This is a genomic window from Desulfobacter sp., assembly GCA_028768545.1.
GTDB lineage: Bacteria > Desulfobacterota > Desulfobacteria > Desulfobacterales > Desulfobacteraceae > Desulfobacter.
The window spans coordinates 3,438,225-3,463,539 of the sequence record CP054838.1 but is presented as its reverse complement, the minus strand read 5'-3'; the positions used below and the strand labels follow the sequence as shown (position 1 = coordinate 3,463,539).

The following is a 25,315-nucleotide window of genomic DNA, read 5'->3' as shown; positions in this document are numbered from 1 at the left end:
GAAATGATTGTTCCAGTAATTTTGTCCGGCGGATCCGGAACACGTCTATGGCCCATGTCCAGGTCATTGTATCCCAAACAATTGATTGACATCTATAATGAACATACCCTGCTTCAAAATACCCTGCTCAGGGTTTCCGGTCTCCAGGATATTGGGGCTCCGGTTGTGGTATGCAATGAAGACCATCGCTTTATGACGGCAGAACAATTAAGACAGATTGATCAAAAGGCCTTGTCCATTATACTTGAACCGGCCAAAAAAAATACCGCCCCGGCCATTGGACTTGCCGGTTTGACCCTGGTTGACCGGAATCCTGACCCGGATCAGGATCCGATCATGCTGGTCCTTCCGGCAGATCATGTGATTGAAGACAAGGATAAATTTTACTCAATTGTCTCCCAGGGGGCTGAGCTTGCACAACAAGGTGCCCTTGTCACCTTTGGAATTGTGCCGGGATCTCCTGAAACAGGATACGGATACATTAAAAAAGGACCTGTTCTTGAATCCTGCACCAATGCCTTTAAGATTGACAGATTTGTTGAAAAACCCGACCTTGAAACGGCAAAAAAATATCTGGACTCCAATGACTTTTGCTGGAATTCAGGCATGTTCATGTTCAAAGCCTCTGTAATCTGCAATGAACTTGCTTTATTTGCACCCCAGACAATGGATGCCTGCCGCCGAGCAATTGACAAGGGGGGCAAAGATCTTGATTTTTTCAGGTTAGACAAGGCATCCTTTGAATCCATATCAGCAAATTCAATTGATTACGCGGTGATGGAAAATACCGATAAGGGTGTAGTCCTCCCCATGGATGCAGGGTGGAACGATCTTGGGTCTTTTGACGCCCTGTGGCAGACAGGAGAAAAGGACAATCTTGAGAATGTGGTTTCAGGGGATGTGCTGGTCCACAATGTAAAACAGACCTATATTCATGCGGAAAACCGTCTGGTGGCCGCCATCGGCCTTGAAAATTTTGTGATTGTCGAAACCAAGGACGCTGTTCTGGTCGCCCCCAGAGACCAGGTTCAGGATGTTAAAAAAATTGTGGGGCAGTTAAAGGAAAACAACCGGAACGAGGCCCTGACCCATGCAAAAGTCTTTCGGCCCTGGGGAGATTATGAAACCATTGACATGGCCGACAGGTACCAGGTCAAACGGATAACGGTGAAACCAAGAGCCAAACTTTCCTTGCAAAAACATTTTCACAGAGCTGAACACTGGACCGTGGTTTCAGGCACAGCCGTTGTCACAAAAGGCGAAAAAGAGATTTTGGTAAAAGAAGATGAATCTGTTTATATTCCCTTGGGCACCCTGCATCGGCTTGAAAATCCGGGAAATATTCCTTTGGAACTCATTGAAGTCCAGTCTGGATCCTATCTGGGGGAAGATGACATTGTCCGGTTTGATGATGCGTACGGCAGAAAAGAGCAATAGGCAGCAGGGAGTTTAAGCATAATCCCCACGGTTGATTTTAATTTTCTCCAATTGGGCCACAGTGGATAAATGAGTTAAAATCTCTTTGAACAAAGGATTGTCATCCTGATCTTTGTCCAGGTCAGTATTGATCTCACGGGTGTGATTTAAGATTTGATCCAGCAGATCATAGGATCGTTTAAGGCTGTTGTCAGGATGGATCAGACCTGAGGCATAGGCCTCCAAAAGATCAATGGCCTCAGATATCCTGACCAGGGCAGGGGCATTGTCCGGTGCGTGTTTGGACTTTTGGGCGGTGATTGTGGCAGAAAGTTCAGGCAGGCCTTTTACCGGGTCGGTTGCAGGGGCCGAAGGAAGATCAAGCGTCCGGGACAGAATATGGTCAAATTTTTTTGTCTGTCCCGGATCCAGAATCAGATCGCAGCTCTTGGCTATTGTCTGGGAGGGGTTTGAAATCCCTTTATTTTCAGGGATAATTTCTTTCATTAAACTGATTGACCCGAATAAAAGTATTGCAAATCATTTAAAAATATTTCAAACTATTTGACTGATAAATATAGGAGGAGAGCAGTTGGAATGTCAAGATCAAACATGGGGAAGGCTATGACCGACAATTTTTCACAGAATATGAAGGGAAAATTTCTCATGGCCATGCCCGGGCTTCCTGATCCTAACTTTTCCCAGACCCTTACCTGCATGTGCGAACATAACGAGTCGGGCGCTTTGGGGTTTATTGTCAACAAGGTCCATCCCTTGCTCACCGGCAGGGAATTGTTTGAAGATTTAAGTATTGAATGTAACGACAGCGTGGACCAGCTGGATATTTTCTTGGGCGGACCGGTTCAGCCGTCCGGAGTTTTTGTTCTCCATGGAAGCCCCTTTGACTGGAACGAAAGCCTTAAGGTATCTGACTGGCTTGCCCTGAGTAATTCCAGGGATATTCTTGAAGCCATTGCCATAGGTCAAGGCCCTGAAACATTCATGATCATGCTTGGTTGTGCCGGCTGGGGCCCCATGCAATTGGACAGTGAGTTAAACGACAGCGCCTGGCTTACCTGTGATCTTTCCACCGAGATCATGTTTAAAACCAGCCCGGATCTCAAATACGAAAAAGCCATGATGCTAATTTAATCCCAGATGACTCCACCTTCCCTTGAATCCATTGAAGATATCGTCGCAGAAACCCTTTTGGTCATTGAACGGTTAAAATCGGTTCCCCACGGCAGTGACAGGGCTTTGGACGAATATCAGAATCTGTGCTGCAAGATTCCCGACCATATTAAAACAGGCCTGTTGCGCATTGCTGTTGTGGGGGTGATTAAATCAGGAAAAAGTACGTTTATCAATGCCTTGACAAAAAAAGAATTGGTCAAGCGCGGTGCAGGGGTTGTGACATCAATTACCACCCGGATTCGAAAAGGAAAAAAGAACAGGGCCTGTCTTTATTTAAAATCCTGGGACGAGGTCAACCTGGTCATTGCAAACAGCCTGGACATGTTTCCAAGGCAGTTACCCCAGAAAACTTTTGATATCAGGAGAAAGACAGACCGTAGATTTCTCAAACAGGTTTATGAGGATCTTTGCCGTGAATTCCCTATTACCCAAGAGGGGATCCGTCCTGAAACCCTGGTAATCAAAAACGGCCTTGAAGGATATGAGGCCTGCAAAGATATTATTGGCGCAGAAGAACGGCAAATTTGCTTTGAAGGGAAATCATTTGAAACCCATAAAAAATTTACAGCAGATCCTGCCCGGGCCTTTTATGTGAATGACGTCTGCCTTGAGGTCTTTGGCAAGGCAATCGATCCCAACATTGAAATTGCAGACTGCCAGGGGGCGGATTCCACTGATCCTGCACAGCTTTCCCGGATCATATCCTATATGGAATCTGCCAACCTTATTATGTATTGCATTTCTTCCAGAACAGGCCTCAGACGGTCTGACATGAGTTTTTTGAAAAAAATCAAACAATTGGGACTCATGGAAAATATCATATTTATCAACAATTGTGATTTAACAGAGCATGACACCCTGGACGACCTGAATAAAATTCAAGGTAAAATCTTTGAAGAGCTTTTATTTTTAACCCCCCATCCAAGGCTGTTTAGTTTTTCAGCCCTTTACAATCTTTTTGATGCCATCAGCAAGAAACTGACTAAAAAAGATGCCAAACGCCTTAGTCTCTGGCAAGAAGATTCAGGCATGGTTAAATTCTGCAGCCAGAACACCAAAGATTTTTTTTCGCTTTTTAATCAATTGACCAAACTCAACCAGTTTGAACTTTTATATGCCAACCCCATAGAACGGTTAAAAATTGTAATACATGCCTTGGAAAAAAAGGCCAATATTATCCAAGATGTTTTAGCAACCGATCTTGAAGATCAGGACAGGGCAAGGGCTAAATTGGAGGGTATCGAAGAAAACGCCCGGCGCTTAAGGGTCATCGTTGACAACTCAATCCAAGGGGCGGTTTCAGGGTTAAGCCGGGAAATAGAAGGCAATTTAAAACAGGCCTTTGTCAGGGACAAGATCAACCAGAAGATCACTCAATTTATCAAATCTGCAGAGATCAATGTGGAGCCCTATCGATCCGGCATTAAAGAGACCGGGTTCAAACAGGTTCTTTATCTCATGTTCCAGGATTTTAAGCGGCAGCTGGACCTGTTTGCCATAGACGAGATCCTTCCCATGATAAAGACCTTGGTAGAATCCCAGGAACAACGGATTCAGGATTATTTTCAATCGCTGATGGACTCTTACCAGATTGATTTTTTCACCCTGGGCAGCTCAATGGATGAAGATGCCAGATCATATTCAATACAGGAGCTGGAAAAGGATCCCGGAAATATACAGGCCGTGGATATTAATCAGATCAAAAAAATTTTAGGCCTTGGTTTGCCCAGAAAGGTATTCTCGCCCAAGTTTACCACACGGATGCGTGCCAATGCATTAACTGATTTTGGTTTTCACTCTTTTGCCCTTTTCATTTCCGCCTTGGTTGACAAGCATGTCCGTTTTTCTTTCACACCGGGGTTCAACAAAGCCGCGGATAAAATAAAAAAAGAAAGCCTGGTGCTCGTCCGTCACCAGGTCAAGGGGTATCACCAGGCTTTGAGACAGGATTATTTTGCCCCCCTGATCCGTGCGGTCACCCGCGACTTCAAGGATAAAATTCTCCAGCGGTTTACCCTGTATGAATCGTTGAACAATGAAATTCAGACATTATTTGGATTAAAACAGGATGAAAAAATCAGGTATCAAAATACCATAAGCTCTGTTCTTGAGAAGGCAGAATATATAGACCGTCGTCTTGATCAATTCTCCGGCAAGGGGTTCATTTCATAAAAAACTATTGAATTTTTATCTCAATATGATAAAAAAATCTAAGCTTTTTTAACCTAATTTATTCAACTTTGGGTCTGCTGAAAAAAATGAAACGTTTCAAAAGCAAAATTACTGCAGCACAAACTCAAATGGATCAGACCTATCTGTTCCGCATGGGCCTGCAATTGATGATCATTATGGTCAAGGCTGAATTGGAAGGCTACCCCGTTGGGAAATATAGAAAAAAAGCCGTTCTTGAAAATGCCGCATGGATTCACAAAAAGGTTCTGTTGCAAAAAATATTTCCAGGACAAAGAGATCGTTCAGGCGTAAAATTTACGCAGCATAAGAAAACAGATTTTCGACGAATTCTTTCTGCTTTAAAATTTCTCCCTTCCTGATATTTTTAACTTGTCCTTTTCTGATCATGTTCATAATTTCATAGCCTTTTAGCGTCCGCCAGGCAGAATGAAATGTCTTGAACCCCATACCAGCTCTGACAAGCTTTTTGATAAACCGGTGGTCTTGCTCAATAATATTGTTCAGATATTTATTCTGTCTTAGGATACAGTCCTTATTCAGAAGCTTTTTTTCTTTCAAAGCCTTTACTGCCGGAGGATATGCAGGATTTCCGTCAACACTCAGAACCCGAGGTCTGGAGCTATTGGAAGCTCGCAGCATCTTTTTAAAAAATCGTTTGGCAGATTCCATATTACGTCTGCTGCGAAGAAGAAAATCGATGGTATTTCCACGGGAATCGACCGCTCGGTAAAGATACTTCATTTTCCCCCGCACCTTGATATATGTTTCATCAATACGGTAAGAATCATTTGATTGCCGCAGATACTTCCTGCTTCGCTTTTCCATTTCAGGAGCATAGCGCTGAACCCATCGGTAAATGGTACTGTGATCCACAGACAAGCCCCGTTCTTGCATCATCTCTTCCAGATTCCTGTAACTCAGTTGATATCTCAGATACCAGCGAACATTCAACAGGATGATTTCTTTTTCATAATGACGCCACTTGAAAGGGTTTTCATTTTTCATACTATCTCTCTGCAAATAAATTAGTGCCAAAACGGACTTGTATCAGACATTAATAATTTTTTGCAACAGAACCAAAAAATCTATGCCCACAAAACAGATCCTGATCTGGTTCATCATTTTTTGAACTGGACCCGGGATCACAAGGTCACAGGAGTGAATTCAACCTGATTTTAGCCCTGTCAGACGAAAGTTTTCTCCCGGGAATGTTCATGGACATGGGCGGCTATTTTTTCTCTGACCATGGCGGCAATCTCACCAGGTTCCAGATCCTTGAATTTTGAAAATTCAATGGGATCCAAAATCTTGACCTCCATGGGGGTATTTCCTTGAAGTATGAGCTCATGTTTGGGCAGGGCCTTTCTGGTGTGATTGAGCACAATGGGCTGGATGGCCACTCCGGTTTTTTTTGCAAGGATAAAGGCCCCTTGTTTAAAGGGGCGCAGCCGGCCGTCTTTTGACCGGGTCCCTTCCGGAAAAAAAAATACAGAAATATTTTTTTTCAACAAAGCTTCACATTGAGCCATCATGGAGCCAATGCTTGTTTTATCTCCCCGCTTGAGTTTAATATCCCCGTTGAGAAGCATATTCCACCCGATAAACGGCAGGTTGAACACAGCGGCCTTGGATACCCAGCGATAGGGGAAAAGAAGACGGTATAAGACAAGAATATCAAGTTGGCTCTGGTGGTTGGAGACAAAAACATAATTTTTATCAATGGACAGCTTGTGCCTGTCAATGATCCGCACTGACCAGATCGGCATACACCAGATATAGACAGAGGCCCAAAAGGCGCTGAAAACGTTGGTGATCAACCTGCGTGGGTCAAAGGGCCAAGTGATCAGGCGGATCAGGCAGGCAATACAAAAAAACAAGATAGAGCTGATGCCGATAAAGGCAACATAGGCTATGGCAAAGATCTTGTTGGGCAAGCTCTGATTATAGCTCATAAGGTGTCAGGCTCTTATACCCCTCTTCTGTGACAAGAATGGTCTGTTCAAACTGGGCAGACAAAGACCCGTCATTTGTCACGGCAGTCCACCGGTCTTCCAATACATGGAGATCTTTTTTGCCGATGTTGATCATGGGTTCAATGGTAAACACCATTCCAGGCACCAGAGCAATCCCCTTGCCAGGTCGTCCGAAATGAAGCACCTGGGGCTGTTCATGGAAATCAATGCCCACCCCATGGCCCACAAATTCTCTGACCACCGAGCATCCCTGGCCTTCGGCATAGTTCTGGATCGCGTAGCCAATATCCCCGAGCGTGGCACCCGGAGCAACGGTTTCAATACCGCGCTTTAATGATTCTGCGGCCACGGCAACAATTTTTTTAGCATCCGGGCCCGGGGTGCCTGCAAAAAAGGTTTTATTGGCATCGGCATAGTATCCGTTGAGGATGGGTGTGATGTCCACATTGACAATATCACCGTCTTGGATCACCCGGTCCCCGGGAATGCCATGGCAGATGACCTCATTGATGGAAACACAGACACTTTTGGGAAATCCCTTGTAGTTGAGCGGGGCTGATATGGCACCGGCCTTTAAGGTTTGTTCATGAACAAAGGTATTGATTTCTTCGGTTTTCAACCCTGGGCGGATCATTTTTTCCACCCCGTCCATGATGGACAAGAGAAGTTCACCTGATTTTCTGATGCCGTCTATCTGTTCTGCAGATTTGATAATGATGTCATACCGGTTTTTATACTCATCCTTAATGGATATTTCCGATTTTTTATTTCTACAGCAATTTTTAAATTTTTTTCCGCTGCCGCAGGGGCAAAGTTCGTTTCTTCCTATTTTCAAAGATTTATTTTTCATGGAGATCAACTCCCGCAAACCTCTCCCCAAAGAGAATGGGGATAAGCGTTTTCAATATGTATTTTAACCAGGTCTCCAATCACGGCCTGATCCGAAGGAAAATGTACAATCTTATTGGATTCACTTCTACCGAACATCTGTTTCATATTATGATTTGTTTTGACAAAACCGTCCCTTGGCTTGGGGCTATTTCCTTCCACCAAAACCACAAGATCCGATCCGATCAACGCCTTGTTTTTCTTTTCAGTATATTGATCCTGGAATTTTAGAAGCCGGTTTAACCGTTCCATTTTTATGGATTCGTCCACCTGGTCTGCAAATTTTGCGGCCGGTGCAGACGACCTGTCCGAATATGCAAAGGCAAAAATAGAATCATATTCAACCTGTTCAAGAAGATCCATGGTTTCCTGAAAATCTTCTTCGGTCTCCGAGGGAAATCCCACAATGATATCTGTGGACAGGGCCATATCAGGGCAGAATTCTTTTAGGGCGACAATTCTTGAAAGGTATGTTTCCCGGGTATATCCACGGTTCATTTTTTTTAAAACCCGGTTGGACCCTGCCTGAATCGGCAAGTGGAGATGGTTGCACACCTTGTCTATTTTACTCATGGCCTGGATCAATTCCAAGGATAAATCTTTGGGGTGGGAAGTGGCAAAACGTATTCTATGAATGCCTTTAACCTGGCTGACCTTTGAAAGAAGTTCAGGAAAACTGATATCCCCATTTTTGACCCCGTAGGAATTGACATTCTGCCCTAGAAGGGTCACCTCTTTAATGCCGGACTGGGCCATGATTTCAATTTCCCGGATAATGTTTTCATGGGGCCTGGACTTTTCCCTGCCCCTGACATAGGGGACCACACAATAGGTGCAAAAATTTTCACACCCCTGCATGATGGTGACAAATTTAGAGATTTGGTTCTGGTCAAAGCAGGCGTCATCCGGCATGGCCTCAAAAATCATTTCAGATTCTCCGGTATCAACGATTTTGCGTTTTCCAGAGTAAAAATCATCCAAATGTTTTCCCAGCCTGGCAAAGGCCTGGGTCCCTAAAACAATGTCCAGGTGGGGGAGTCTGGCAAAGGCCTTTTTCCCTTCCTGCTGGGCCACGCATCCGGCCATAATGGTGATCAGATGGGGGCGTTTTTTCTTTTCCTTTGCAAACCTGCCAAGAAAGCTAAAGGCCTTTTCTTCGGCCTTGTGCCTGATAGAGCAGGTATTGCAGAGCACAAGGTTTGCCTCTTCCATGATTTGGGTGGTCTCATATCCATAGGCGTGAAGAATGCCTGCCAGCTTTTCAGAATCATATACATTCATCTGGCACCCAATGGTATTGATGTAAGCCTTACCTTTACAATGCATTAAAACAAAAATCCTTTTTAAGATCCTCAATCACCTGAAATGCAATTTCCTCTTGGTCCGGCGCAATGGTCAGTTTGATATGGCCTGTTTTTGGGTCCAAGGTGGTGACCACGGCAAGCCCTTCATAGGCCTCGAAAATAAACCGGATAAACCCGATCCGGGTCTTGTCTACCATAAATTCTTTTACAAGGGTCTGCATTATCAGCGTTCTCAATTAAAATTTATTCCATAAGCCCTAAATATACCACTAATAAGATTCATTACTCAAACAAAATCTTACCTGTCTTTTATTATGGTCAAATGGAATTTAGTTGTGCCTGCAAATATCAAGATCCAAATCAGAAGACTTCTTCTATATTTGCTTAAAATATGGTTATTTCCCGTGTTTCACCGGCCTTGGTCAAGGCTGATTTATTTGACTTTCAAAGATTTAGCCGATATAAAAATGAAACCTAAGATATGGATACCCAATTGACATATGCTGCTCCTGATCAGCAAAAAGTTTCTTTTCTGGCCTCTGCCTTAAACTGCCATCCTGTGGTGGCTCAACTTTTGGTTGACCGTGGAATAACAGATCCTGAAACAGGTCGTTTTTTTCTCAATCCCAACTTCAGTCACCTGACCAACCCCTTTGCTCTTAAAGATATGGACAAGGCGGTTGACCGAATTTTTACGGCAATTGCCAACAAGGAAAAGATTTTAATTTTCGGCGATTTTGATGCCGACGGGGTAACGGCAACCTCCCTGATTTACGAGTTTCTTTCCAGGGTAGAGGCTGACCTTACCTGGTACATTCCCCACAGGATCAAAGAGGGGTATTCCATTTATCCTTCTCACGTGGACATGGCCGTGGCCATGGATGTGGACCTGATCATTACTGTGGACTGCGGCATCAGCTCGGAAGCTGCTGTCTTAAAGGCCCGGAATGAAGATATTGACGTGATTGTCACAGATCATCATGAACCCGGCAATACCCTTCCGTCTGCACTGGCTGTTATCAACCCGAAACGCCATGATTGTGATTCCGGTTTGGATTATCTGGCCGGGGTGGGCGTGGCCTTTTACCTGATCATGGCTTTGCGCAAGGTTTTCAGGGAAAAAGGGGTATGGGAAACCTTTGAAGAACCCAGCCTTTTAGGGTTTTTGGATTTGTACGCCATCGGTACCATGGGGGATATGGTGCCTTTGATCCATGATAACCGGGTCTTGTGTGTGGCAGGACTTGGACAGATTAAACGAGGGATCCGACCGGGAATTCTGGCCATTGCCCAGGTGGCACGCATGGATCTTGGAACCATGGATTCAGATGATATTTCATTTAAAATCGTACCCAGGATCAATGCGGCAGGCCGGATGTCTCATGCCAGAATTTGTGTTTCCCATCTTTTGGCTTCCGGGCTGAACCAGTCCATGACCAGCGCCAGACTTTTGGATGAGCTGAACGTGAAACGCCAGCAGATTGAAAGGGAAATTGTTCAAGATATAGAAAAGCAAATCCTAGCGACCCCCTCTTTGTTGGATGGAAAACTGCTGGTGTTGTGGAACCGTCACTGGGCACCTTCTGTTCTCGGAATCGTGGCCTCCCGCCTGTCGAGAAAATACGCATGTCCTGTGGTACTGCTGGCATTAAAAGATGGACAGGCCACAGGATCGTGCAGAAGCGTGAATCAAATTAATATCCACAATGCGTTAATGGCAAATTCAGACTTGTTTGAAAGATTTGGCGGCCATGCCATGGCTGCGGGCCTGACCTTGAAACAAGAGAATCTTGAACAACTCAAACCTGGCCTTGTCTCCTATTTTAAGACCCATTATTCAATTGAGGCTTACACCCGGAAAATAAAAGTGGATGCCGAACTTTCCTTGGAAGATATCACCCATGACCTGGCCGTTGAAATCAACCAGATGAGACCTTTTGGCACTGGCAACCCAGAACCTGTTTTTCTGGTGAGAAATTTATGGGTCGCCTCTTCCCATATTATTGGCAATTGTCATCGGAAAATGATTCTAAAAGGGGAAGCCGGGGTCAATGAAATAGAGGCCCTTCATTTTAACTTGTCATCCACCAAAGATCTGCCCGCCTATTATAATAAAATTCTTTTTAAACTAAAGATTAATAAATTCAAAGCAGATAGAGCCCAGATTATCATTCAGGATATTTAATCCGTTACTTTTAACTTGAAAAAGGTATGGGTTTTATAATATAAGTTAAGATTAGGGTTTAACAATTTTGTTAATTTAAGGATAATTCAATGGCCAAAATTTTTTATACCGGAAATCGAGAATCCAAGCTTCTTTCAAAAATCGAATCTTCCAAAGAGCGGGAAAGAATAAAAACCATCAGCTCCATCCGGGACAACATTGATTTATTCAGCAACAAAGTCTCCATGAAGCTAATTGAAACAGGACTGATTGAAACCGTATCCAAATCCAGCATTGAAAATCAAATTGTCCGTTGCCTGGACGAGATGTGCCGGGCAGAAGATTTTGATATTGATTATGCTGTGGCTCCCTTTAGAACCCTGGTTTCCAACCCCAACATCGCAAGTCTTTATCTGACCGCCTTTGTGGTTGAAAAACTCATCAATCACAAGGATGTCATTGATGTCTACGGCAGTGATGACGACATTTATTACTGCATCCAAAAAGAGTTGACCAATCTACTGGAAGGCAGACATTGATCTGTCACCCATCTTTGCAATTATAGTTTATTTTTTAAACGTTTTTCAGGCAGGCATCACTTATGAACATGGGGCTGAAGCCCATGTTTGTGAAAATGTTCATGGTGGTGGACATGGATCTGATCATCGGTCAGAATTTTCCCAGCTTCCATGGAAAAAATCTTGTCTGTTACCTTGCTTAAAAAGTTAAAGTCATGGGAAATGATCAAATAAGAAATATCCAGGCCGTTTAAAATATCGGTCAGTTTTTGTTTGACCGTGGTATCAAGGCCAGAGGTGGGTTCGTCCAAAAGCAAAATTTCAGGGGACATGGCCATGACTGCGGCCAGGGCAACCAGCCGTTTTTGCCCCCCTGACAGACGGTGGGTGACCGAATCTTGAAATTCTCCAATACCAAGGCTTTCCAGCACTTTTACAGAGGTATCAACCGCCTGGCTGCGCGAGGCGCCCATGTTCAGCGGACCAAAGGCCACATCATCCAAAACCGTGGGGCAAAAAAGCTGATCATCTGAATCCTGGAACAAAAGACCGACCCGGGTGCGAATGGATGAAAAATCTTTTTCCGTGTTCATGGGGGTATCAAAGATCTTTATTTGGCCGGATTCTGGACGGCACAGTCCCATGATGGTGTGCAGCAAGGTTGTTTTACCGGTGCCGTTGGGCGCCATCAGTCCGATTTTTTCTTTTGACTTTATCTCAAGGTCAAGCCCGTTTAACACCGGTTCAGATGCCCCGGGATATGAAAAACAGATCTTTTCCAATTGAATGATAGGGCCTGCCTGGGTCTTAAATCGGGTCATTAGCTTATTCACAGCCTTTCAATAAATATAAGTATGCTTCCTGCAACGATCATTGCAAAAAAGAAGACCGAGTTTAGCCCATAGGGGGCATGAACGTCAAGGGTGTGAAATTTTTGATCAAAGCCGCGGCATAGCATGGCCTGGTATACCCGCCTTGCCCGGAAAGAGGCTCTGACAAAAAGCATGCCCGCAAGGTAGGCAAAGGTTTTGTATGAGTGAAGGTTGGTTCCGGGTTTAAACCCCCTGAACCGGGCCGCCCGGAGCAGTCGCTGATACTCTTCCTGGATCACGGCAATATAGCGATAGGTCATCAATAGTAAAAAGACCAGTTTGTCCGGTACCTTGAGCTGATGAAGTCCCCGGCCCAAAGATGCCACAGGCATGGTGGTGATCAGGACTGTAAATATCAATAAAATGGCAATGGACTTTAAGGTGATTTTCGCACTTAAAAGAATCCCTTGCTGACTGATTTTTATCCATCCAAAGTCAAAAAGGATTTCCTGGGTAAATGTCAAAGGTAAAAATAGCCAGATCATCAAAAGAAACCAGAATAAGGGCTTTAACCTGGCTGCCACCTGATCAAACTCAAGATGGGCGAAAATATTAAACAAAATGCCCAAACAAAGATATCCCAGAATAATATAGATTTCATTGGACAACGCCCCTGCAAAACTAAGGAAAAAAGCGACTAAAATTCTGATTTTCGGATCCAGCTTATGGATGGGCGAGTCCCCGTATTCAAGGGAAGAGTGGGTCATTGGGGATTGCCCTTTTTTAATTTTTTAAGCCCAAAGGCCAGGGCAAATATCAATGCGATCCCGGCAATGATCTTTAGGGGATCAGGCCCGTTTTCAAGTGAGTTCCGCGAAGAATCGGCTCGGTTCGTATCTTTGGGTTTCTGGGAATTGAACTCATCGGCTTTGATGGTCCATTCCCCGCGATGCCCCGGACCTGCTTTGAGTTCTAAAATCATATCCGTGTCAAAGCCTTTGGGCACCTTAAAGGAATGGCGGCCGTTTTTATTGGTTTTTCCCTGATAAACCAGATTGCCCTGGTGATCATGGGCCAGTATATCGCAGTCAACGGCCGGCCGTTTGCTTCCAAAGCCCGCCTCAACCATGATTTGATTATTTTCCACCCAGGCAAAAAAAATCACCTTGTGGGCCATGGCCATAGGGGGCAAAATTAACCCTGCGCAGATCAAAATCAGTATCAAGCCCTTTGCTTTTTTTAAAATCATTATTTAAATTTTCCTTGGCAGAATTTCAGGATAAACCTTGACCAGAAAGGAGATACAAAATCCTGTGATGATTCCTTCAATGATCATCACAGGGACATGGGCCGATATAATGGCAATACTGGTCTTTAAAAACTGCTGGTCCGTAAACCAGAGGGCTGCCCCCAAAAGAATACTGGATCCCAATATGGAAAAAAGGCCCGACAAAAAACCTGCAACAAAATTCAAAGAAGGGGTTTTACCCACCAGGGGCAAAAACAGATAATGGACCATGACCGCAGGAAGGGCCATGACCAGGGCGTTCACTCCCAGGGCTGTCAGTCCGCCGTATTGAAACAGCAGGGACTGAAGAATCAATGCCGTGAGAATGGCCGGAAATGCAGCCACTCCCAAGAGCAGTCCCACAATTCCGTTTAAAATCAGGTGAACGCTCACAGGCCCGATATTGACATGGATCAATGAGGCCACAAAAAAGGCTGATGCCAAAATGGCCACATGAACCATCTGGTCATAGGATATCCGTTTAAGGCCAAGGGCAGTTAAAGCGATTGTTGCCGCGGCCCCTGCCCCTAAAACCTGGCCGGATAATACCCCTTCTGAAATATGCATAAATTATTTTTCCTGCCAATTTTCAAATTTAACCCAGATAACAGCGCCTAACTCTATATCCTTTTTTTCTCCCTGATGCACCATTTTTTTATCAGAGGTGTTTAAGGCGGCAAATCCCCACCAGCCGGCAGCAGGTACGCTATAGGTAAAAACCCCGTTCTGGTCGGCCTTGATGGTCTGGGTAATCATCTCTTCTGCCGGCGCTGATGCTGTTTGATCCTGGTTGTAAAATTCAACCTCAACCTCTGCAAAGGGAACGGCTTTACCGTTAAGTTTGACAATGCCCTGGAAGCTGTTGTTATTGTACAGACCCAGAGGCCGTGACAGAGGAATGATTTCGGTTTTGAGTCCAAGCTCATTGTCCCAGCCTGAATCATCCCCAAAAACAGAGACCACGGTTTTGGTATAATGGATGATAAAGCAGTCTTCAGAAGGCTCCCAATAGGGCTCAGGCTCCATGACAAAGGCATAGGCTCCCGGACGTTTAAAGGTGTATTCCATTGTCCAGGAGGGATGATCCATTATCTTTTTTGCTTTGAGCTGACCGAGCAGCTCGGTTTTAGTTCCTTCTGTGAATACCATAAATGATTTGGGTTTAACCAGGTCCATGCCAAGGCCTTCAAAGGGATGTGAAAATGAAAGGTCCAGGGTGATTTTCCGGGCATCATCAGCGGCAATCATATTGTCCGAGGGAATCACCATGCCAAAATGGGCAAAGCAGACACTGGAAAAAAACAGACTCAAACCAATGGCAAACACAGGTAATAAACGAAATTTCAACTTCATTTCTAACTCCTTAAGGTTAAATGTTATCCAAAAAAAAACCACGAAGGAAAAAGGGGTATACCTTTTTTAACCTTCGTGGTCTGTATTATAAAAATAAAGCGTGTTTTTTTAATCTGTCGCAGGCTTCTGCCTGACTATTTAGGAGAGTATGTATCCTTTTGATCCTGAATTTGTCAACTCTTTATTGCAGGATCGTTTATGAACATACCCCTATTTTTTAACCCAGGCACCAGCCTCATTTTGATAATAATGTCCGGGCTTGACCCGTTCTGCCAGGGCTTTGGCCCTGCGTTTTTGTACAAGTTCAAGTGAAACGCTTTGCTGCTTGGCAATATGCTGATAAATGGCCCGCCGGTCTTTGTTCTCTGCGGAGACCACATCCTGACGATCAACGGTTGAGCTGACAAAGGCCAGGTACCCCTGATTGGTTTCTCCCACGATTCCCTTATTTTTCAGGCTGGAAATAACCGGCAGTCGTTGTTTCATCCGATCCTTAATACCTGATGACCATGCGGTTGCTGAAAAAACAAAAAAGACTGCAATCGTAAATAAAAAGATTTTTTTCATATGTGTCATTATTCCCCCTTGTCCTCTTCAAGTTGATCTTCAGCCGCATCAATATCACCGAAGAAATCATCCAGAGCCTTATCAACCTTTACATTCACGTCAATGGTAATGTGAATGGGTTTAATTTCAACCGGTTTGATCTCCACCTGGTGGGTGGAGCTGCATCCGGTTAAGGCCAGGAAAAATAGACAGATAGTGATGGTACTCAATTCTTTGACCATATTCTCTCCTCTGCACTAATCCATAATGGTTTTTAATTTATTACCAAATTTCATGACACGATTAAAGGGAAGTTTCAAATTTACATCCAGTTTAACGCCCTGGAACTTGGATCCCGGGCTGGTAGCATCCACCCGCATAAACGAGTTAAGATCTTTTCGATACTCAAAGGGTAATACTTTTGCAGGTCTCCCGTCCAGTTCCATGTGCACATTTAAAGTATCCTTGTGGGTATTCATTCTAAGTTTGGCCCAGTCATATTCAAAGTCTTTTAAGGCCTCGCCTGCAAGATCCAACTGGGAAAATTCAGGCGTGTCCCTGGGAAATCCTTTCATCATCCGGTCCAGATCCTTGACAAAGACCCGTCCGCCCTGGCCGGGGGTTGAAAATAAAAATCCATTGTTAAATGAGATATTTCCGTTCTGGTAGATCACGGGAATCCGTCCGTTGAGCGTGCCTCCCCCCTTTGCGTCAAAGGCCCCTATTTGCTGAAGCAGGCTGTCCATTTCAAGCCGGTCACAATAAAGGGTTAAAGAGAGTTTGTCATCCGGGGAAGGCAGGCGTATGGATTCGGTTGACACGATTCCGTTGCACCAGATGAGATTTAAATTTTCAATGTTCACAGATTTTCCATCTTCAATGCTGAACCTGAGCGCGGCATTGTTGAATTTAAACTGCCCTGCATTGACAGTCTCCACAAAAAGGGTCTGGCCGGGAATGGTCTCAGCCACCAAAAGGTCGTTGAAAATTATTTGCCCGGAAATGCCTTGGGCTGTAAAATCCAGGTCTGGAAAATCAAGACTGCCGTCGTGAATGCTCAGGTTTGCATAGGTGTCAATCCGGCTGTTTTTCAATGAGATTTTAAGATCCAAAGAGGTATCCACCTGGAAATCACCCAAAAATTTATTTTCAGGCATCATCGCTGCCATGTGATTTTGGGTCACTTGAAAATGGTCTGATTTAAAATTTATCTGGGCCCAGGGGATTAATTTTGAATCAAGTCCTGCATCAAGATCAACGCTCATATCAATGGGCCAGGGATCCAACCCTTGTATCCTGCCTGCAAGTATAATTCCCATATCACCGGTCTGACTGACTTTGGCAGAAAAATTGGCCTTTATCTTTTGATCGTATTGGATCTGTTGAACCCTTAACCTGCCAGGCTCGATGCCCGGCTTGAACGGAAATCCCAAAGGAAGGTGCAGATCGATTTTTTTTGCCTCAATCTTTTGGTCTGCCAGGATAAGGCTTGCCTGGTTGAGCCGGAGGTCAAGATCTGCTGTGGGATTTAATTTGGAATCAAGGGTGATTTTTCCCTTGATCCTGTTATTTTTTAATCTAAAGCGTGCGCTGCTGTTTTCCCCTCCAATGCCGGTGACCACAGTATCAAGATCGATCACAAGGGGGCTGGAATCAGGTTTAAAATCAGCCTTCAGCTTTATTTTTTGGCAGGTTAGATTAAAATCTTTTGTTGGAAACTCTATGCCCTCAGCCTCAAACCGCATTTGGCCTGTGTTTATTGGAAAATCCTGACTGCTTGCGCCTAAAATGTTTAAACAGCCTTTTGCTTTAGCTGTTTTCAAATTAATTTTTTGTCTGCCCGCTTCAAGGCCCAAACCCTTAAATTCGGAATGAAAGCAGATCTTTTTTTCCTGGTCTGTGTCTAAAAACTTGCCTTTGATGTCAGTTGAGACAACAACAGGACCTGAATTAAACTTTTTTGGGCCAGACTCCAGGACAAGCCCATCCCCGCCTAAATTAATTTTACAGGTCTGATTGGTTTTTGTACCGGAGATTGCCACACCTATCCGAGGGTTTGAAATTTCAAAATGTTCAAAAGATTTTATCCGGGCCAAAATCGAGTTTGCCTCTTGTGGATCCAGGGACAAGGATCTCATATCATAATTATCAAGGTGAAACTCAACTGCCTTGGAATCAGAATTCATATTAAACTGAAACCTGGTTTGACTCAGTCCGTCAGCCTGAACGCTTAAATTCCCATTTGCCTGAATCCCCATAGGGTCCAAGTCTGATGCCGGGTTCATTTGCCCCTTGACCTTTTCAAGCATGACCCAGGGAAAATCTTTCATTTTGGCCCCAAGCCCTGAAACTTCAAACGCCCAGGCCCCTTGACCTTTTTTTTTCAAGTCGATATCAACAGGTCCTTTGATTCTGATCCGGTTTTTAATGTCAGGCACAAGGCCTAACAAACACCCGGGATTGATCTGCCTGGCTGAAAGATCAAACAGGGTGATGCCTTTTTGCATTTCTCCTTCCAGGATAAGATCAAAGGTCTGCCCCAGCGGCCTAATCGAGATCCGGGCCTCTGCCCTGCCCTCTTTGGCCTGTATTTGGGCAAGGATATCAAAGGGGATGTCAAGGCTTTGTTTTTTTCGGCAAATGGTAACCTTGGATTGTTTGATCTGAACTTTTTCGGGAATAAAATTAAGAAATTTTGCCAGCTCAGCCCGGTTTAACCCATTTATTCCCCCGTTATTCTGGGATGGCTCTGGTTTAGGGGGGGGAAAAACAAATTGATCGAATCGAACCTGGTTTGAATCTTCAAGGTCAATTTTGATTGTAGATCCTGAAACCTGGGTGGATTTGATTAAAAAACTATTAAGCCCTTTAAATTCATATTTAATTTCAAGAAGATCGGCTGAAAATCCATTGCCGAATCGAAGGTTGGTGACCAGGGTGCGGGTCAATCCGATGCGCTGGATCTTAAAATCTAAATCCAATTGGGATATCTGTTCGTGCATCTTTTTTTTGATCAGGCTCTCTGCAATCACGGGCAACCCGATGATCAGGGCCTCAATCCCAACAATGGCGAGAACAAGAACGAGCACTAAATATTTGATAATCGGTTTAAACCACATTTTTAATTTCCACCCTTAAAAAAAGATCTCCTTTAGGATGCCCTTGGAAATGTTTTCCCATGCCTTTTAATTTCAGCCGGGTGCCCCGTTTAATCCCCGAAGGGACCTTGACCCGGTACAAGGGTTTGGCAAACCCCCAGGGAATGGTAATCATTTTCCATGTGCCGGTCAGTGCTTCTAATGAGGTGACTTCGAGTGTACCGTAAAGATCGGGTCCCCCATCCATTGAACCCGGCGTAATTACCTGGAGCTTATGGGTGTGTTTTTTTCTGATCAATTTATCAAGCCTCTGCCGGGCGCCGGTGCTGGGCAGTCCCTGGTTAAGTTTAACCAGGACAACGCCCGTGATAAATCCGCCCACATGGGCCCACCAGGCAATATTTGAACTGCCTTCGGGACCGGCGGCATTAAAAAATTGGAGCAAAAACCATATTCCTAAAAAAACAAATGCGGGGATGTGAATAAAAATAGGAAAGATAAACACAGGAATAAGGGTCAGAATGCGTGAACCGGGAAATAAAAGAAAATAGGCACCCATCACCCCTGCAATGGCACCGCTGGCACCAATGGTCGGCACAGGAGAATAAAAGTTGAGCATAAAATGAAACAGGGCTGAAAAAAGTCCGCAGGCCAGATAAAATCCGATAAACCGCAACGACCCGAAATGCCCCTCGATATTGTCTCCAAATATATATAAAAACCACATATTGCCTATAAAGTGCCAGAATCCTCCGTGGAAAAACATATAAAAAACAGGAGACAACAATTTATTGGCATTGGAAAAATGGACTGAAAGTTCAGGAATGGTATACTTGCCCGGTACAAATCCGTACACATAAAAGACAGACTCATTGTCAAGCCCCAGGATCATCTGCCATAAAAAAACCAGCAAGGTTACCCCCATGATGGAATAGGTAGCAACGGGCAGAATATCTGATTCCTGGTTGTCCCGGATGGGGATCACTATAAAATCCTAAGAGAATAATGGTGGTTTAAACCAATTTTTAAGGCACGAACAATATCCATTACACCATCCTCAGGGGTATATTCCCAAGATGGTTTTCCGCCTGACAGACGATTGAAAAAATCTAAATTTGCCTCGTCTATTCCTGTTTTGGCTTTTATATAATCGAGCATTGCAAAGTAAATATCCTTTAGCCGGGTATTGTCCATTCTGGCGATACGGGTTTTTGTCTTCAAAGACAAATCTTCACAGATCAAATTTAAGGCCTGTTCAAGATCCTGGGGAAAAATATCCTTGTTCAAGGTTTCAGGAAGGGCCAAATCCAGATCCTTTTCAGCATCTGATTCAAGATAAAAAAGGTAAAGCATGGATTCAATTACCGACCTGACATCAAAATATATGGCTGGATCATGACTGGCCCTGGGCCCTGCCACATTTAAGATCTGGATATAATTTTGGGAAATAAAGTCTTTGAGCACAAGGGCTGCTTCAAATATATCTTGTTTGAACAGGTCAATCCGGCAACAGGGGCGTTCAGATTCGAGTGTATAAGAATAGGTCAGGCGGGATCCCCCTTTCAGCGGCCCCCTTGCGATGATGACCGTGCCGTGGGAGTCAAGGATATTCTGGCGGGTCCGGCTGGGGTAATCCGGGGTATCCATCTGCTTTAAATTATACTTTGCCGGCAAAGGCCCTGCTTCGGTTTTTCTTCCCTTGGATATCCAACCGCCATGGAGAATGTCAAATTTTATGGCGGTATCCAGGGCAGCTTGATCGGCCCCGGTCTGCCCGCCTGAAATTATTTGTTCAAGCATTTCTATAGAATATTCCGTATATTAAAAAGTCCTTTTCTATCATAACAGTACAGGGTATAACTGCAATACTAATTTGTATCTATAATTTGATTAAAACAAGGTATTTTCAAGGTCAATGAACCTGCCCACTGAAAAACAATGCTTTAAGATTATACGAAAGATGGAAATGATGGAACATATTGTCGACCATTCCGTTATGGTCTCCAATGTGGCGGTCTGTCTTTGCCACTCTATCCGGGGTACAAATTGTGTTATCAATATAGATCTGGTCAAATCATCGGCCCTGCTCCATGACATCACCAAAACCCGCAGCTTTGATACCGGGGAGATTCATTCTGACACCGGTGCTGCCCTGATGATCCAAATGGGATACCCGGAAATCGGCGAGATCATACGCCAGCATGTCATGCTTGATCCAACCCCCACAACAGCCCCCATTTTACCCGAGGAAATCGTAAACTACGCAGATAAACGGGTGCTTCATGACCAGGTGGTATCCCTTGACAAGCGGTTGGCATATATCAAGATTAAATATGGTAAAAAACCCGAATTCGGTCCTAAAATCCAAGAGATGTGGGAAAACACCCTGGCGTTGGAAACCAAATTATTCAAAAAAATTAACTTTTCTCCGGCAGAACTTTCCGGGAAGGTTATGCCTGTGGTCAAAAAATCAGCTAATCCACCACGTAAAACTGAACAATTTTAAACAGATCGTTGATGGAAAAAGGCTTATCCAAAAAGGCATCGGCCCCGAGTGTTTCGGATTTTTGGGCATGAGTTTCCTGTCCTGACATGAGAATGAAAATTTTATCAGCCCATTTGGCCTTAATTTTTTCAAGCAGTTCAAACCCGTTCATCTCCGGCATATCCACATCGGAAATAACAATATCCACCTCTCCGCCCTCTGCTATGTAATCCCAGGCAGCTGCACCGTCCGGAAAAGATAAAACCTTACGGTTCACGCAATAGGTTAAGGCATTTACCGTAAAATTTCTGATCCCCGAATCATCGTCTACAACGGTTCTGTTGCAAAAAATTATTAATGTCTGATACAAGTCCGTTTTGGCACTAATTTATTTGCAGAGAGATAGTATGAAAAATGAAAACCCTTTCAAGTGGCGTCATTATGAAAAAGAAATCATCCTGTTGAATGTTCGCTGGTATCTGAGATATCAACTGAGTTACAGGAATCTGGAAGAGATGATGCAAGAACGGGGCTTGTCTGTGGATCACAGTACCATTTACCGATGGGTTCAGCGCTATGCTCCTGAAATGGAAAAGCGAAGCAGGAAGTATCTGCGGCAATCAAATGATTCTTACCGTATTGATGAAACATATATCAAGGTGCGGGGGAAAATGAAGTATCTTTACCGAGCGGTCGATTCCCGTGGAAATACCATCGATTTTCTTCTTCGCAGCAGACGTAATATGGAATCTGCCAAACGATTTTTTAAAAAGATGCTGCGAGCTTCCAATAGCTCCAGACCTCGGGTTCTGAGTGTTGACGGAAATCCTGCATATCCTCCGGCAGTAAAGGCTTTGAAAGAAAAAAAGCTTCTGAATAAGGACTGTATCCTAAGACAGAATAAATATCTGAACAATATTATTGAGCAAGACCACCGGTTTATCAAAAAGCTTGTCAGAGCTGGTATGGGGTTCAAGACATTTCATTCTGCCTGGCGGACGCTAAAAGGCTATGAAATTATGAACATGATCAGAAAAGGACAAGTTAAAAATATCAGGAAGGGAGAAATTTTAAAGCAGAAAGAATTCGTCGAAAATCTGTTTTCTTATGCTGCGTAAATTTTACGCCTGAACGATCTCTTTGTCCTGGAAATATTTTTTGCAACAGAACCATTTATGTTTTACCTTAAATAAGGGTGCATATATTGATGGGCAAAAAAGTACAGCATCATTTTTGGTCATCCAATCGGGAAGTTCTGCGGATGCATTTATTTCATCTATTTTATCTGTAAGTTTTTTTATTTCCGCAACATGTAATTTATTTCCTTCGCCTATGGGCATTGGTTTGGTTTTCTCAATATTGTAGCCATATGAACGAAGCGTGTGCAGTAATGGCGTCGTACAATTGTGGGTGTAAACTGGAAATTCAAAATTTCCACAGTCTCGTTCCACAGTCTCGTTTCACAGGCGATTGGCCAAGATACGGCATAATAAATTTAGATAATTCTTTATTTGAATTGTTCTCAAGCGAACGCTTGACCAGATTAATTAAGAGGTTGTTTAGCAACGTCTCGTCGTTGAGATCCTCTATAAAAGTGCAGTTATCAGCTTTTTGGGTAGAAATGTGAATGGGGCGAACTTTACATTTAGAGGCAATAGCATTGCTTTTTTTATAGGTGTCTTTTGAACTCCAAATGACATTGAACGCAGGAATGAACTCCAACATTTCTTTGATAAGTATGTCTTTTCTAATCATATTAATACTCAGAGAAGCGAATGCGGATTTAATCCCAATATATGCCTCGCAATTGGCATAAATTTCCATAAAATCATGCGGAAAGAGAAAGTGCATGGAAAATACTACTATAATCATCAAACATTGATCTTGAAAATCCATGGAAAATACTAAAGTCTTCAGTGGCTAACTTTGACGGCATTACAATTGTGTGGTTGAGGACGGTTGTTTCTATACGCATTTTTTTGGCTCTAATAAAAGTTTGTTGAAAGGTGATACACAACGACACTCAGCAGCATCTGGCCTGTAAATATCGGCCATTCACCTAAACATATTATTCAATTCATTGCAATGTGTATTAGGTTGTATGAGAACGAAGTTCAAGCGATTGCTCTGGGCGGTTGTTTATGATTCCGTCAGAGGTGTTGAAAAATAAAATTTGGCAGGTTAAACCAAGCTGTTCTATATGAGGACTACCTGTCGGCCAGTATCCATTTTTCGGATGGATGACTCCCCCAGACTATCCCTATAAGTGCAATTCAAAAAGTATTTAGCCACATTATCAAAATTCCTGTTTTTTGGCTCAATTTTAATCTGCGAGGTGCTGTCCGGAACGGTCTGAATCCTGTTGAATCTGATGGGGGGCACACTTTTTTTTTGCACTCCCTTAACAGTTTTCGAAATACCTAAATTACGGATGTGTTTTTCAGCAGAATCCACAAAAAAAGCAGACCTGGAAATCCCCCTGGCTTTTGCTGCCCTGTCAATCCTGACAAGTTTATACTCAGGCACTGTGATATTGACCCGCTGAGTTTTGGGAGCGATGAAGGCAAAATCAATATCTGCAAGATACAAAAAGCTGTCTCTGGTATACAGATCAGAATTTAAAAGGTTTTCCATTTGAGACGGCGCCGGGGGTTCAGATATCTCTTCTCCGTGATAATATAACTCTACCGCTTCTTGTATATTGAGGATGGCTTCTTCCTGGGTATCGCCATAGGCAAAACATCCCGGTATATCAGGAATGGTCACCCCGTAACCGGTGTCATCGTCCTTATGAATAATTACCGGATATTTCATTTTACTTTCTCCATTTCAATCCTGCCATTTTATAAATATTCCCAATAGGCAGATCTTTTTTGGGGCACAATTCAGTGATGTCCGGTTAGGTTTTTGCTTGCTCAATAATTTTTTGATCTTTGACAATATTGTCCCTGTTTGAACTATGAGAGCCCTGCTCCTCGCAGCCAAACAGGTCATTTAGAATGGCGGTTCGCAGCTGCCGAACTCTTTTGATCGTGACCTTTTCATTAAACTGTTTTTGGCAATGGATTGCCAGTAACAGGTAAGTGATAAGGCCGCCAAGAATCTGAACCATAAGGCCGTATTCACTGCGGGCAATGAGATGATATACCTTCAGATGTTCTTTCCACCATTTGAAAAAATCCTCAATGGTCCACCGGAGTTTATAAATTGTTGCTATTTGTTCCGCTGTTAAATCATGCCTGTCAGTTGCCACATAGTATTTGACGCCAGCAATTTTATAGCCAACAACCCGAACAGGCCTTTTCGTCTGGTTTTGATTCGGAGTACCAAGTTTAACCAGTGCATCATAAAAAATGTAGCTGTCGGAAGGGGTCTCGTGGTTATCAATAATTGTTCTTGTTGTCCTGGTTTTTATACGGCAGACAAAATGTTTGCCTTGCTCCTGAAGCAGGTCAAATTCTTTATGGGATTGATATCCACGATCCATAACACCTGTTTGCCCCTTGGAAAGTATTTTGGGAACAAAAGTGCGTTCAGCGCCGTTGCCTTCAGTCAAAAAGATTTTGTTTGGGATTCCGTGATTAATGTCAAATCCGCAATGTACTTTGGCTTTTTTACTTCCTTTTCTGTAGTTCGCCCAGTGCATTGAAAGGACTGCATTTATGAGACTACCGTCAATGGAAACCAACTCTCCTAACTCGGCGTGTTCACCCGGATGACACTCAAGAGCCTGTTTATAAAGATCCTCAAAGATAAATTGCAGTTGTTCGAGTCCCCTGTGATTGATGGCTTCACAGAAACTACTACGGCTGATACCACCGTCTGGCGCAATATTTTCTTTAGCAAAAACATTCTCCTTGAGATCCTGAATTAAATGTCGGGCAGACTTGTGCTCCTGAAGATGGAAATAAACCAAAGCATTTATCTGGTCTTCGAATGTCATTTTTAAAGGGCGGTCTCCTCGAGATTGTAATTCCGGTGCTTTTGAAAGTGACTTTATCAGAGGGCACCTGAAATTGTCAAAGTTCAGGGACCGTAGTTGTTTTTTAGGGACTGAGATGTGCGTCATTTGAGCTCCTTGAG

At 43.7% G+C, this 25,315-nt stretch carries 28 protein-coding genes; 8 read left to right on the top strand and 20 right to left on the bottom strand.

Translation table 11 applies throughout. From position 1 onward, the window contains the following. Nucleotides 1-3: 3 nt before the first annotated feature. Nucleotides 4-1,437, top strand: a complete 1,434-nt coding sequence (locus HUN05_16770) for a mannose-1-phosphate guanylyltransferase/mannose-6-phosphate isomerase (protein ID WDP86570.1) — start codon at nt 4-6, stop codon at nt 1,435-1,437. A gap of 12 nt (nt 1,438-1,449) precedes the next feature. Here the strand turns inward: HUN05_16770 and HUN05_16765 are convergent, their stop codons facing one another. Next, a complete protein-coding gene (locus tag HUN05_16765) occupies nt 1,450-1,923 on the bottom strand; it encodes a hypothetical protein (protein ID WDP86569.1) in 474 nt (157 codons plus the stop codon). Nucleotides 1,924-2,040: 117 nt separating this feature from the next. Between HUN05_16765 and HUN05_16760 the strand changes: the two genes are divergently transcribed. From HUN05_16760 to HUN05_16750, 3 genes are all read left to right on the top strand, one after another. Then, on the top strand, nt 2,041-2,568 hold the full coding sequence (locus HUN05_16760; GenBank protein ID WDP86568.1) for a YqgE/AlgH family protein: 528 nt from the start codon (nt 2,041-2,043) through the stop codon (nt 2,566-2,568). Nucleotides 2,569-2,574: 6 nt separating this feature from the next. Continuing rightward, nucleotides 2,575-4,782 (top strand): dynamin family protein, encoded by a 2,208-nt coding sequence (locus HUN05_16755; GenBank protein ID WDP86567.1) that lies wholly within the window; start codon nt 2,575-2,577, stop codon nt 4,780-4,782. A gap of 86 nt (nt 4,783-4,868) precedes the next feature. Continuing rightward, nucleotides 4,869-5,162: a hypothetical protein gene (locus tag HUN05_16750; protein WDP86566.1), complete on the top strand. Its 294-nt coding sequence runs from the start codon at nt 4,869-4,871 to the stop codon at nt 5,160-5,162. Here HUN05_16750 and HUN05_16745 read toward each other — a convergent pair. The 5 genes from HUN05_16745 to HUN05_16725 form a co-directional block, all read right to left on the bottom strand. After that, the gene (locus HUN05_16745; protein WDP86565.1) at nt 5,098-5,808 is read right to left on the bottom strand and encodes an IS6 family transposase; all 711 of its coding nucleotides are present in this window, start codon (nt 5,806-5,808) and stop codon (nt 5,098-5,100) included. The genes HUN05_16750 and HUN05_16745 overlap by 65 nt on opposite strands. Before the next feature lie 179 nt (nt 5,809-5,987). Continuing rightward, nucleotides 5,988-6,755 (bottom strand): 1-acylglycerol-3-phosphate O-acyltransferase, encoded by a 768-nt coding sequence (locus tag HUN05_16740; GenBank protein ID WDP86564.1) that lies wholly within the window; start codon nt 6,753-6,755, stop codon nt 5,988-5,990. Continuing rightward, nucleotides 6,745-7,626, bottom strand: coding sequence for a type I methionyl aminopeptidase (gene map / locus HUN05_16735; protein ID WDP86563.1), 882 nt, complete (start codon nt 7,624-7,626; stop codon nt 6,745-6,747). The genes HUN05_16740 and map overlap by 11 nt, the downstream gene beginning before the upstream one ends. A 5-nt stretch (nt 7,627-7,631) precedes the next feature. Further along, nucleotides 7,632-8,990: a tRNA (N6-isopentenyl adenosine(37)-C2)-methylthiotransferase MiaB gene (miaB, locus tag HUN05_16730; protein WDP86562.1), complete on the bottom strand. Its 1,359-nt coding sequence runs from the start codon at nt 8,988-8,990 to the stop codon at nt 7,632-7,634. Beyond that, nucleotides 8,980-9,189, bottom strand: a complete 210-nt coding sequence (locus HUN05_16725; protein WDP86561.1) for a DUF4911 domain-containing protein — start codon at nt 9,187-9,189, stop codon at nt 8,980-8,982. Before HUN05_16725 ends, miaB begins: the two co-directional genes overlap by 11 nt. A 260-nt stretch (nt 9,190-9,449) precedes the next feature. Between HUN05_16725 and recJ the strand changes: the two genes are divergently transcribed. Both recJ and HUN05_16715 read left to right on the top strand, forming a co-directional pair. Next, on the top strand, nt 9,450-11,153 hold the full coding sequence (gene recJ, locus HUN05_16720; GenBank protein WDP86560.1) for a single-stranded-DNA-specific exonuclease RecJ: 1,704 nt from the start codon (nt 9,450-9,452) through the stop codon (nt 11,151-11,153). Between the two features lie 89 nt (nt 11,154-11,242). Beyond that, complete coding sequence (locus HUN05_16715; protein ID WDP86559.1) at nt 11,243-11,671, top strand: hypothetical protein; 429 nt, start codon at nt 11,243-11,245, stop codon at nt 11,669-11,671. 56 nt (nt 11,672-11,727) lie between these two features. Here the strand turns inward: HUN05_16715 and HUN05_16710 are convergent, their stop codons facing one another. The 10 genes from HUN05_16710 to HUN05_16665 form a co-directional block, all read right to left on the bottom strand. Further along, nucleotides 11,728-12,471 (bottom strand): ABC transporter ATP-binding protein, encoded by a 744-nt coding sequence (locus HUN05_16710; GenBank protein WDP86558.1) that lies wholly within the window; start codon nt 12,469-12,471, stop codon nt 11,728-11,730. Nucleotides 12,472-12,479: 8 nt separating this feature from the next. Beyond that, nucleotides 12,480-13,229, bottom strand: a complete 750-nt coding sequence (cbiQ, locus tag HUN05_16705) for a cobalt ECF transporter T component CbiQ (GenBank protein ID WDP86557.1) — start codon at nt 13,227-13,229, stop codon at nt 12,480-12,482. Beyond that, a complete protein-coding gene (locus HUN05_16700; GenBank protein WDP86556.1) occupies nt 13,226-13,711 on the bottom strand; it encodes a hypothetical protein in 486 nt (161 codons plus the stop codon). Before HUN05_16700 ends, cbiQ begins: the two co-directional genes overlap by 4 nt. Nucleotides 13,712-13,714: 3 nt before the next feature. Continuing rightward, the gene (gene cbiM, locus HUN05_16695) at nt 13,715-14,317 is read right to left on the bottom strand and encodes a cobalt transporter CbiM (GenBank protein ID WDP86555.1); all 603 of its coding nucleotides are present in this window, start codon (nt 14,315-14,317) and stop codon (nt 13,715-13,717) included. 3 nt (nt 14,318-14,320) lie between these two features. Continuing rightward, nucleotides 14,321-15,103, bottom strand: coding sequence for a DUF4198 domain-containing protein (locus HUN05_16690; GenBank protein WDP86554.1), 783 nt, complete (start codon nt 15,101-15,103; stop codon nt 14,321-14,323). Nucleotides 15,104-15,313: 210 nt separating this feature from the next. Further along, a complete protein-coding gene (locus HUN05_16685; protein WDP86553.1) occupies nt 15,314-15,679 on the bottom strand; it encodes a YdbL family protein in 366 nt (121 codons plus the stop codon). Continuing rightward, entirely contained in the window at nt 15,679-15,891 is a 213-nt protein-coding gene (locus tag HUN05_16680) for a hypothetical protein (protein WDP86552.1), read from the bottom strand. The genes HUN05_16685 and HUN05_16680 overlap by 1 nt, the downstream gene beginning before the upstream one ends. Nucleotides 15,892-15,906: 15 nt before the next feature. Further along, entirely contained in the window at nt 15,907-18,768 is a 2,862-nt protein-coding gene (locus HUN05_16675) for a YdbH domain-containing protein (GenBank protein ID WDP86551.1), read from the bottom strand. Beyond that, nucleotides 18,758-19,732: a rhomboid family intramembrane serine protease gene (locus tag HUN05_16670; GenBank protein ID WDP86550.1), complete on the bottom strand. Its 975-nt coding sequence runs from the start codon at nt 19,730-19,732 to the stop codon at nt 18,758-18,760. Before HUN05_16670 ends, HUN05_16675 begins: the two co-directional genes overlap by 11 nt. Next, nucleotides 19,732-20,553 carry a hypothetical protein gene (locus HUN05_16665; protein WDP88110.1) on the bottom strand — a complete coding sequence of 274 codons (822 nt, stop codon included), beginning with the start codon at nt 20,551-20,553 and terminating at the stop codon, nt 19,732-19,734. Before HUN05_16665 ends, HUN05_16670 begins: the two co-directional genes overlap by 1 nt. Before the next feature lie 109 nt (nt 20,554-20,662). Here HUN05_16665 and HUN05_16660 point away from each other — a divergent pair, with 109 nt between their 5' ends. After that, complete coding sequence (locus HUN05_16660; GenBank protein ID WDP86549.1) at nt 20,663-21,253, top strand: HDIG domain-containing protein; 591 nt, start codon at nt 20,663-20,665, stop codon at nt 21,251-21,253. On the opposite strand, the gene HUN05_16655 is transcribed toward HUN05_16660, so the two are convergent. Then, a complete protein-coding gene (locus HUN05_16655; GenBank protein WDP86548.1) occupies nt 21,222-21,602 on the bottom strand; it encodes a response regulator in 381 nt (126 codons plus the stop codon). The two genes, HUN05_16660 and HUN05_16655, sit on opposite strands and share 32 nt — an antisense overlap. 37 nt (nt 21,603-21,639) lie before the next feature. Between HUN05_16655 and HUN05_16650 the strand changes: the two genes are divergently transcribed. After that, a complete protein-coding gene (locus tag HUN05_16650) occupies nt 21,640-22,350 on the top strand; it encodes an IS6 family transposase (GenBank protein WDP86547.1) in 711 nt (236 codons plus the stop codon). 3 nt (nt 22,351-22,353) lie between these two features. Here HUN05_16650 and HUN05_16645 read toward each other — a convergent pair whose 3' ends face one another. From HUN05_16645 to HUN05_16635, 3 genes are all read right to left on the bottom strand, one after another. Then, nucleotides 22,354-22,683, bottom strand: a complete 330-nt coding sequence (locus HUN05_16645; GenBank protein WDP86546.1) for a hypothetical protein — start codon at nt 22,681-22,683, stop codon at nt 22,354-22,356. Nucleotides 22,684-23,428: 745 nt separating this feature from the next. Next, complete coding sequence (locus tag HUN05_16640; protein WDP86545.1) at nt 23,429-24,046, bottom strand: type II toxin-antitoxin system HicB family antitoxin; 618 nt, start codon at nt 24,044-24,046, stop codon at nt 23,429-23,431. Between the two features lie 85 nt (nt 24,047-24,131). Further along, nucleotides 24,132-25,301 (bottom strand): IS4 family transposase, encoded by a 1,170-nt coding sequence (locus HUN05_16635; protein WDP88109.1) that lies wholly within the window; start codon nt 25,299-25,301, stop codon nt 24,132-24,134. Nucleotides 25,302-25,315: the final 14 nt, after the last annotated feature.

Excerpts from the sequence above, each read along its gene's own strand:
- HUN05_16680 (WDP86552.1), bottom strand. The coding sequence starts at position 15,891 with ATGGTCAAAGAATTGAGTACCATCACTATCTGTCTATTTTTCCTGGCC.
- HUN05_16765 (WDP86569.1), bottom strand. The coding sequence starts at position 1,923 with ATGAAAGAAATTATCCCTGAAAATAAAGGGATTTCAAACCCCTCCCAG.
- HUN05_16740 (WDP86564.1), bottom strand. The coding sequence starts at position 6,755 with ATGAGCTATAATCAGAGCTTGCCCAACAAGATCTTTGCCATAGCCTAT.
- recJ (WDP86560.1), top strand. The coding sequence starts at position 9,450 with ATGGATACCCAATTGACATATGCTGCTCCTGATCAGCAAAAAGTTTCT.
- HUN05_16690 (WDP86554.1), bottom strand. The coding sequence starts at position 15,103 with ATGAAGTTGAAATTTCGTTTATTACCTGTGTTTGCCATTGGTTTGAGT.
- cbiM (WDP86555.1), bottom strand. The coding sequence starts at position 14,317 with ATGCATATTTCAGAAGGGGTATTATCCGGCCAGGTTTTAGGGGCAGGG.
- HUN05_16640 (WDP86545.1), bottom strand. The coding sequence starts at position 24,046 with ATGAAATATCCGGTAATTATTCATAAGGACGATGACACCGGTTACGGG.
- miaB (WDP86562.1), bottom strand. The coding sequence starts at position 8,990 with ATGCATTGTAAAGGTAAGGCTTACATCAATACCATTGGGTGCCAGATG.
- HUN05_16745 (WDP86565.1), bottom strand. The coding sequence starts at position 5,808 with ATGAAAAATGAAAACCCTTTCAAGTGGCGTCATTATGAAAAAGAAATC.
- HUN05_16755 (WDP86567.1), top strand. The coding sequence starts at position 2,575 with ATGACTCCACCTTCCCTTGAATCCATTGAAGATATCGTCGCAGAAACC.
- cbiQ (WDP86557.1), bottom strand. The coding sequence starts at position 13,229 with ATGACCCACTCTTCCCTTGAATACGGGGACTCGCCCATCCATAAGCTG.
- HUN05_16650 (WDP86547.1), top strand. The coding sequence starts at position 21,640 with ATGAAAAATGAAAACCCTTTCAAGTGGCGTCATTATGAAAAAGAAATC.
- HUN05_16635 (WDP88109.1), bottom strand. The coding sequence starts at position 25,301 with ATGACGCACATCTCAGTCCCTAAAAAACAACTACGGTCCCTGAACTTT.
- HUN05_16710 (WDP86558.1), bottom strand. The coding sequence starts at position 12,471 with ATGACCCGATTTAAGACCCAGGCAGGCCCTATCATTCAATTGGAAAAG.
- HUN05_16725 (WDP86561.1), bottom strand. The coding sequence starts at position 9,189 with ATGCAGACCCTTGTAAAAGAATTTATGGTAGACAAGACCCGGATCGGG.
- HUN05_16750 (WDP86566.1), top strand. The coding sequence starts at position 4,869 with ATGAAACGTTTCAAAAGCAAAATTACTGCAGCACAAACTCAAATGGAT.
- HUN05_16675 (WDP86551.1), bottom strand. The coding sequence starts at position 18,768 with ATGTGGTTTAAACCGATTATCAAATATTTAGTGCTCGTTCTTGTTCTC.
- HUN05_16770 (WDP86570.1), top strand. The coding sequence starts at position 4 with ATGATTGTTCCAGTAATTTTGTCCGGCGGATCCGGAACACGTCTATGG.
- HUN05_16715 (WDP86559.1), top strand. The coding sequence starts at position 11,243 with ATGGCCAAAATTTTTTATACCGGAAATCGAGAATCCAAGCTTCTTTCA.
- map (WDP86563.1), bottom strand. The coding sequence starts at position 7,626 with ATGAAAAATAAATCTTTGAAAATAGGAAGAAACGAACTTTGCCCCTGC.
- HUN05_16685 (WDP86553.1), bottom strand. The coding sequence starts at position 15,679 with ATGACACATATGAAAAAAATCTTTTTATTTACGATTGCAGTCTTTTTT.
- HUN05_16660 (WDP86549.1), top strand. The coding sequence starts at position 20,663 with ATGAACCTGCCCACTGAAAAACAATGCTTTAAGATTATACGAAAGATG.
- HUN05_16700 (WDP86556.1), bottom strand. The coding sequence starts at position 13,711 with ATGATTTTAAAAAAAGCAAAGGGCTTGATACTGATTTTGATCTGCGCA.
- HUN05_16760 (WDP86568.1), top strand. The coding sequence starts at position 2,041 with ATGACCGACAATTTTTCACAGAATATGAAGGGAAAATTTCTCATGGCC.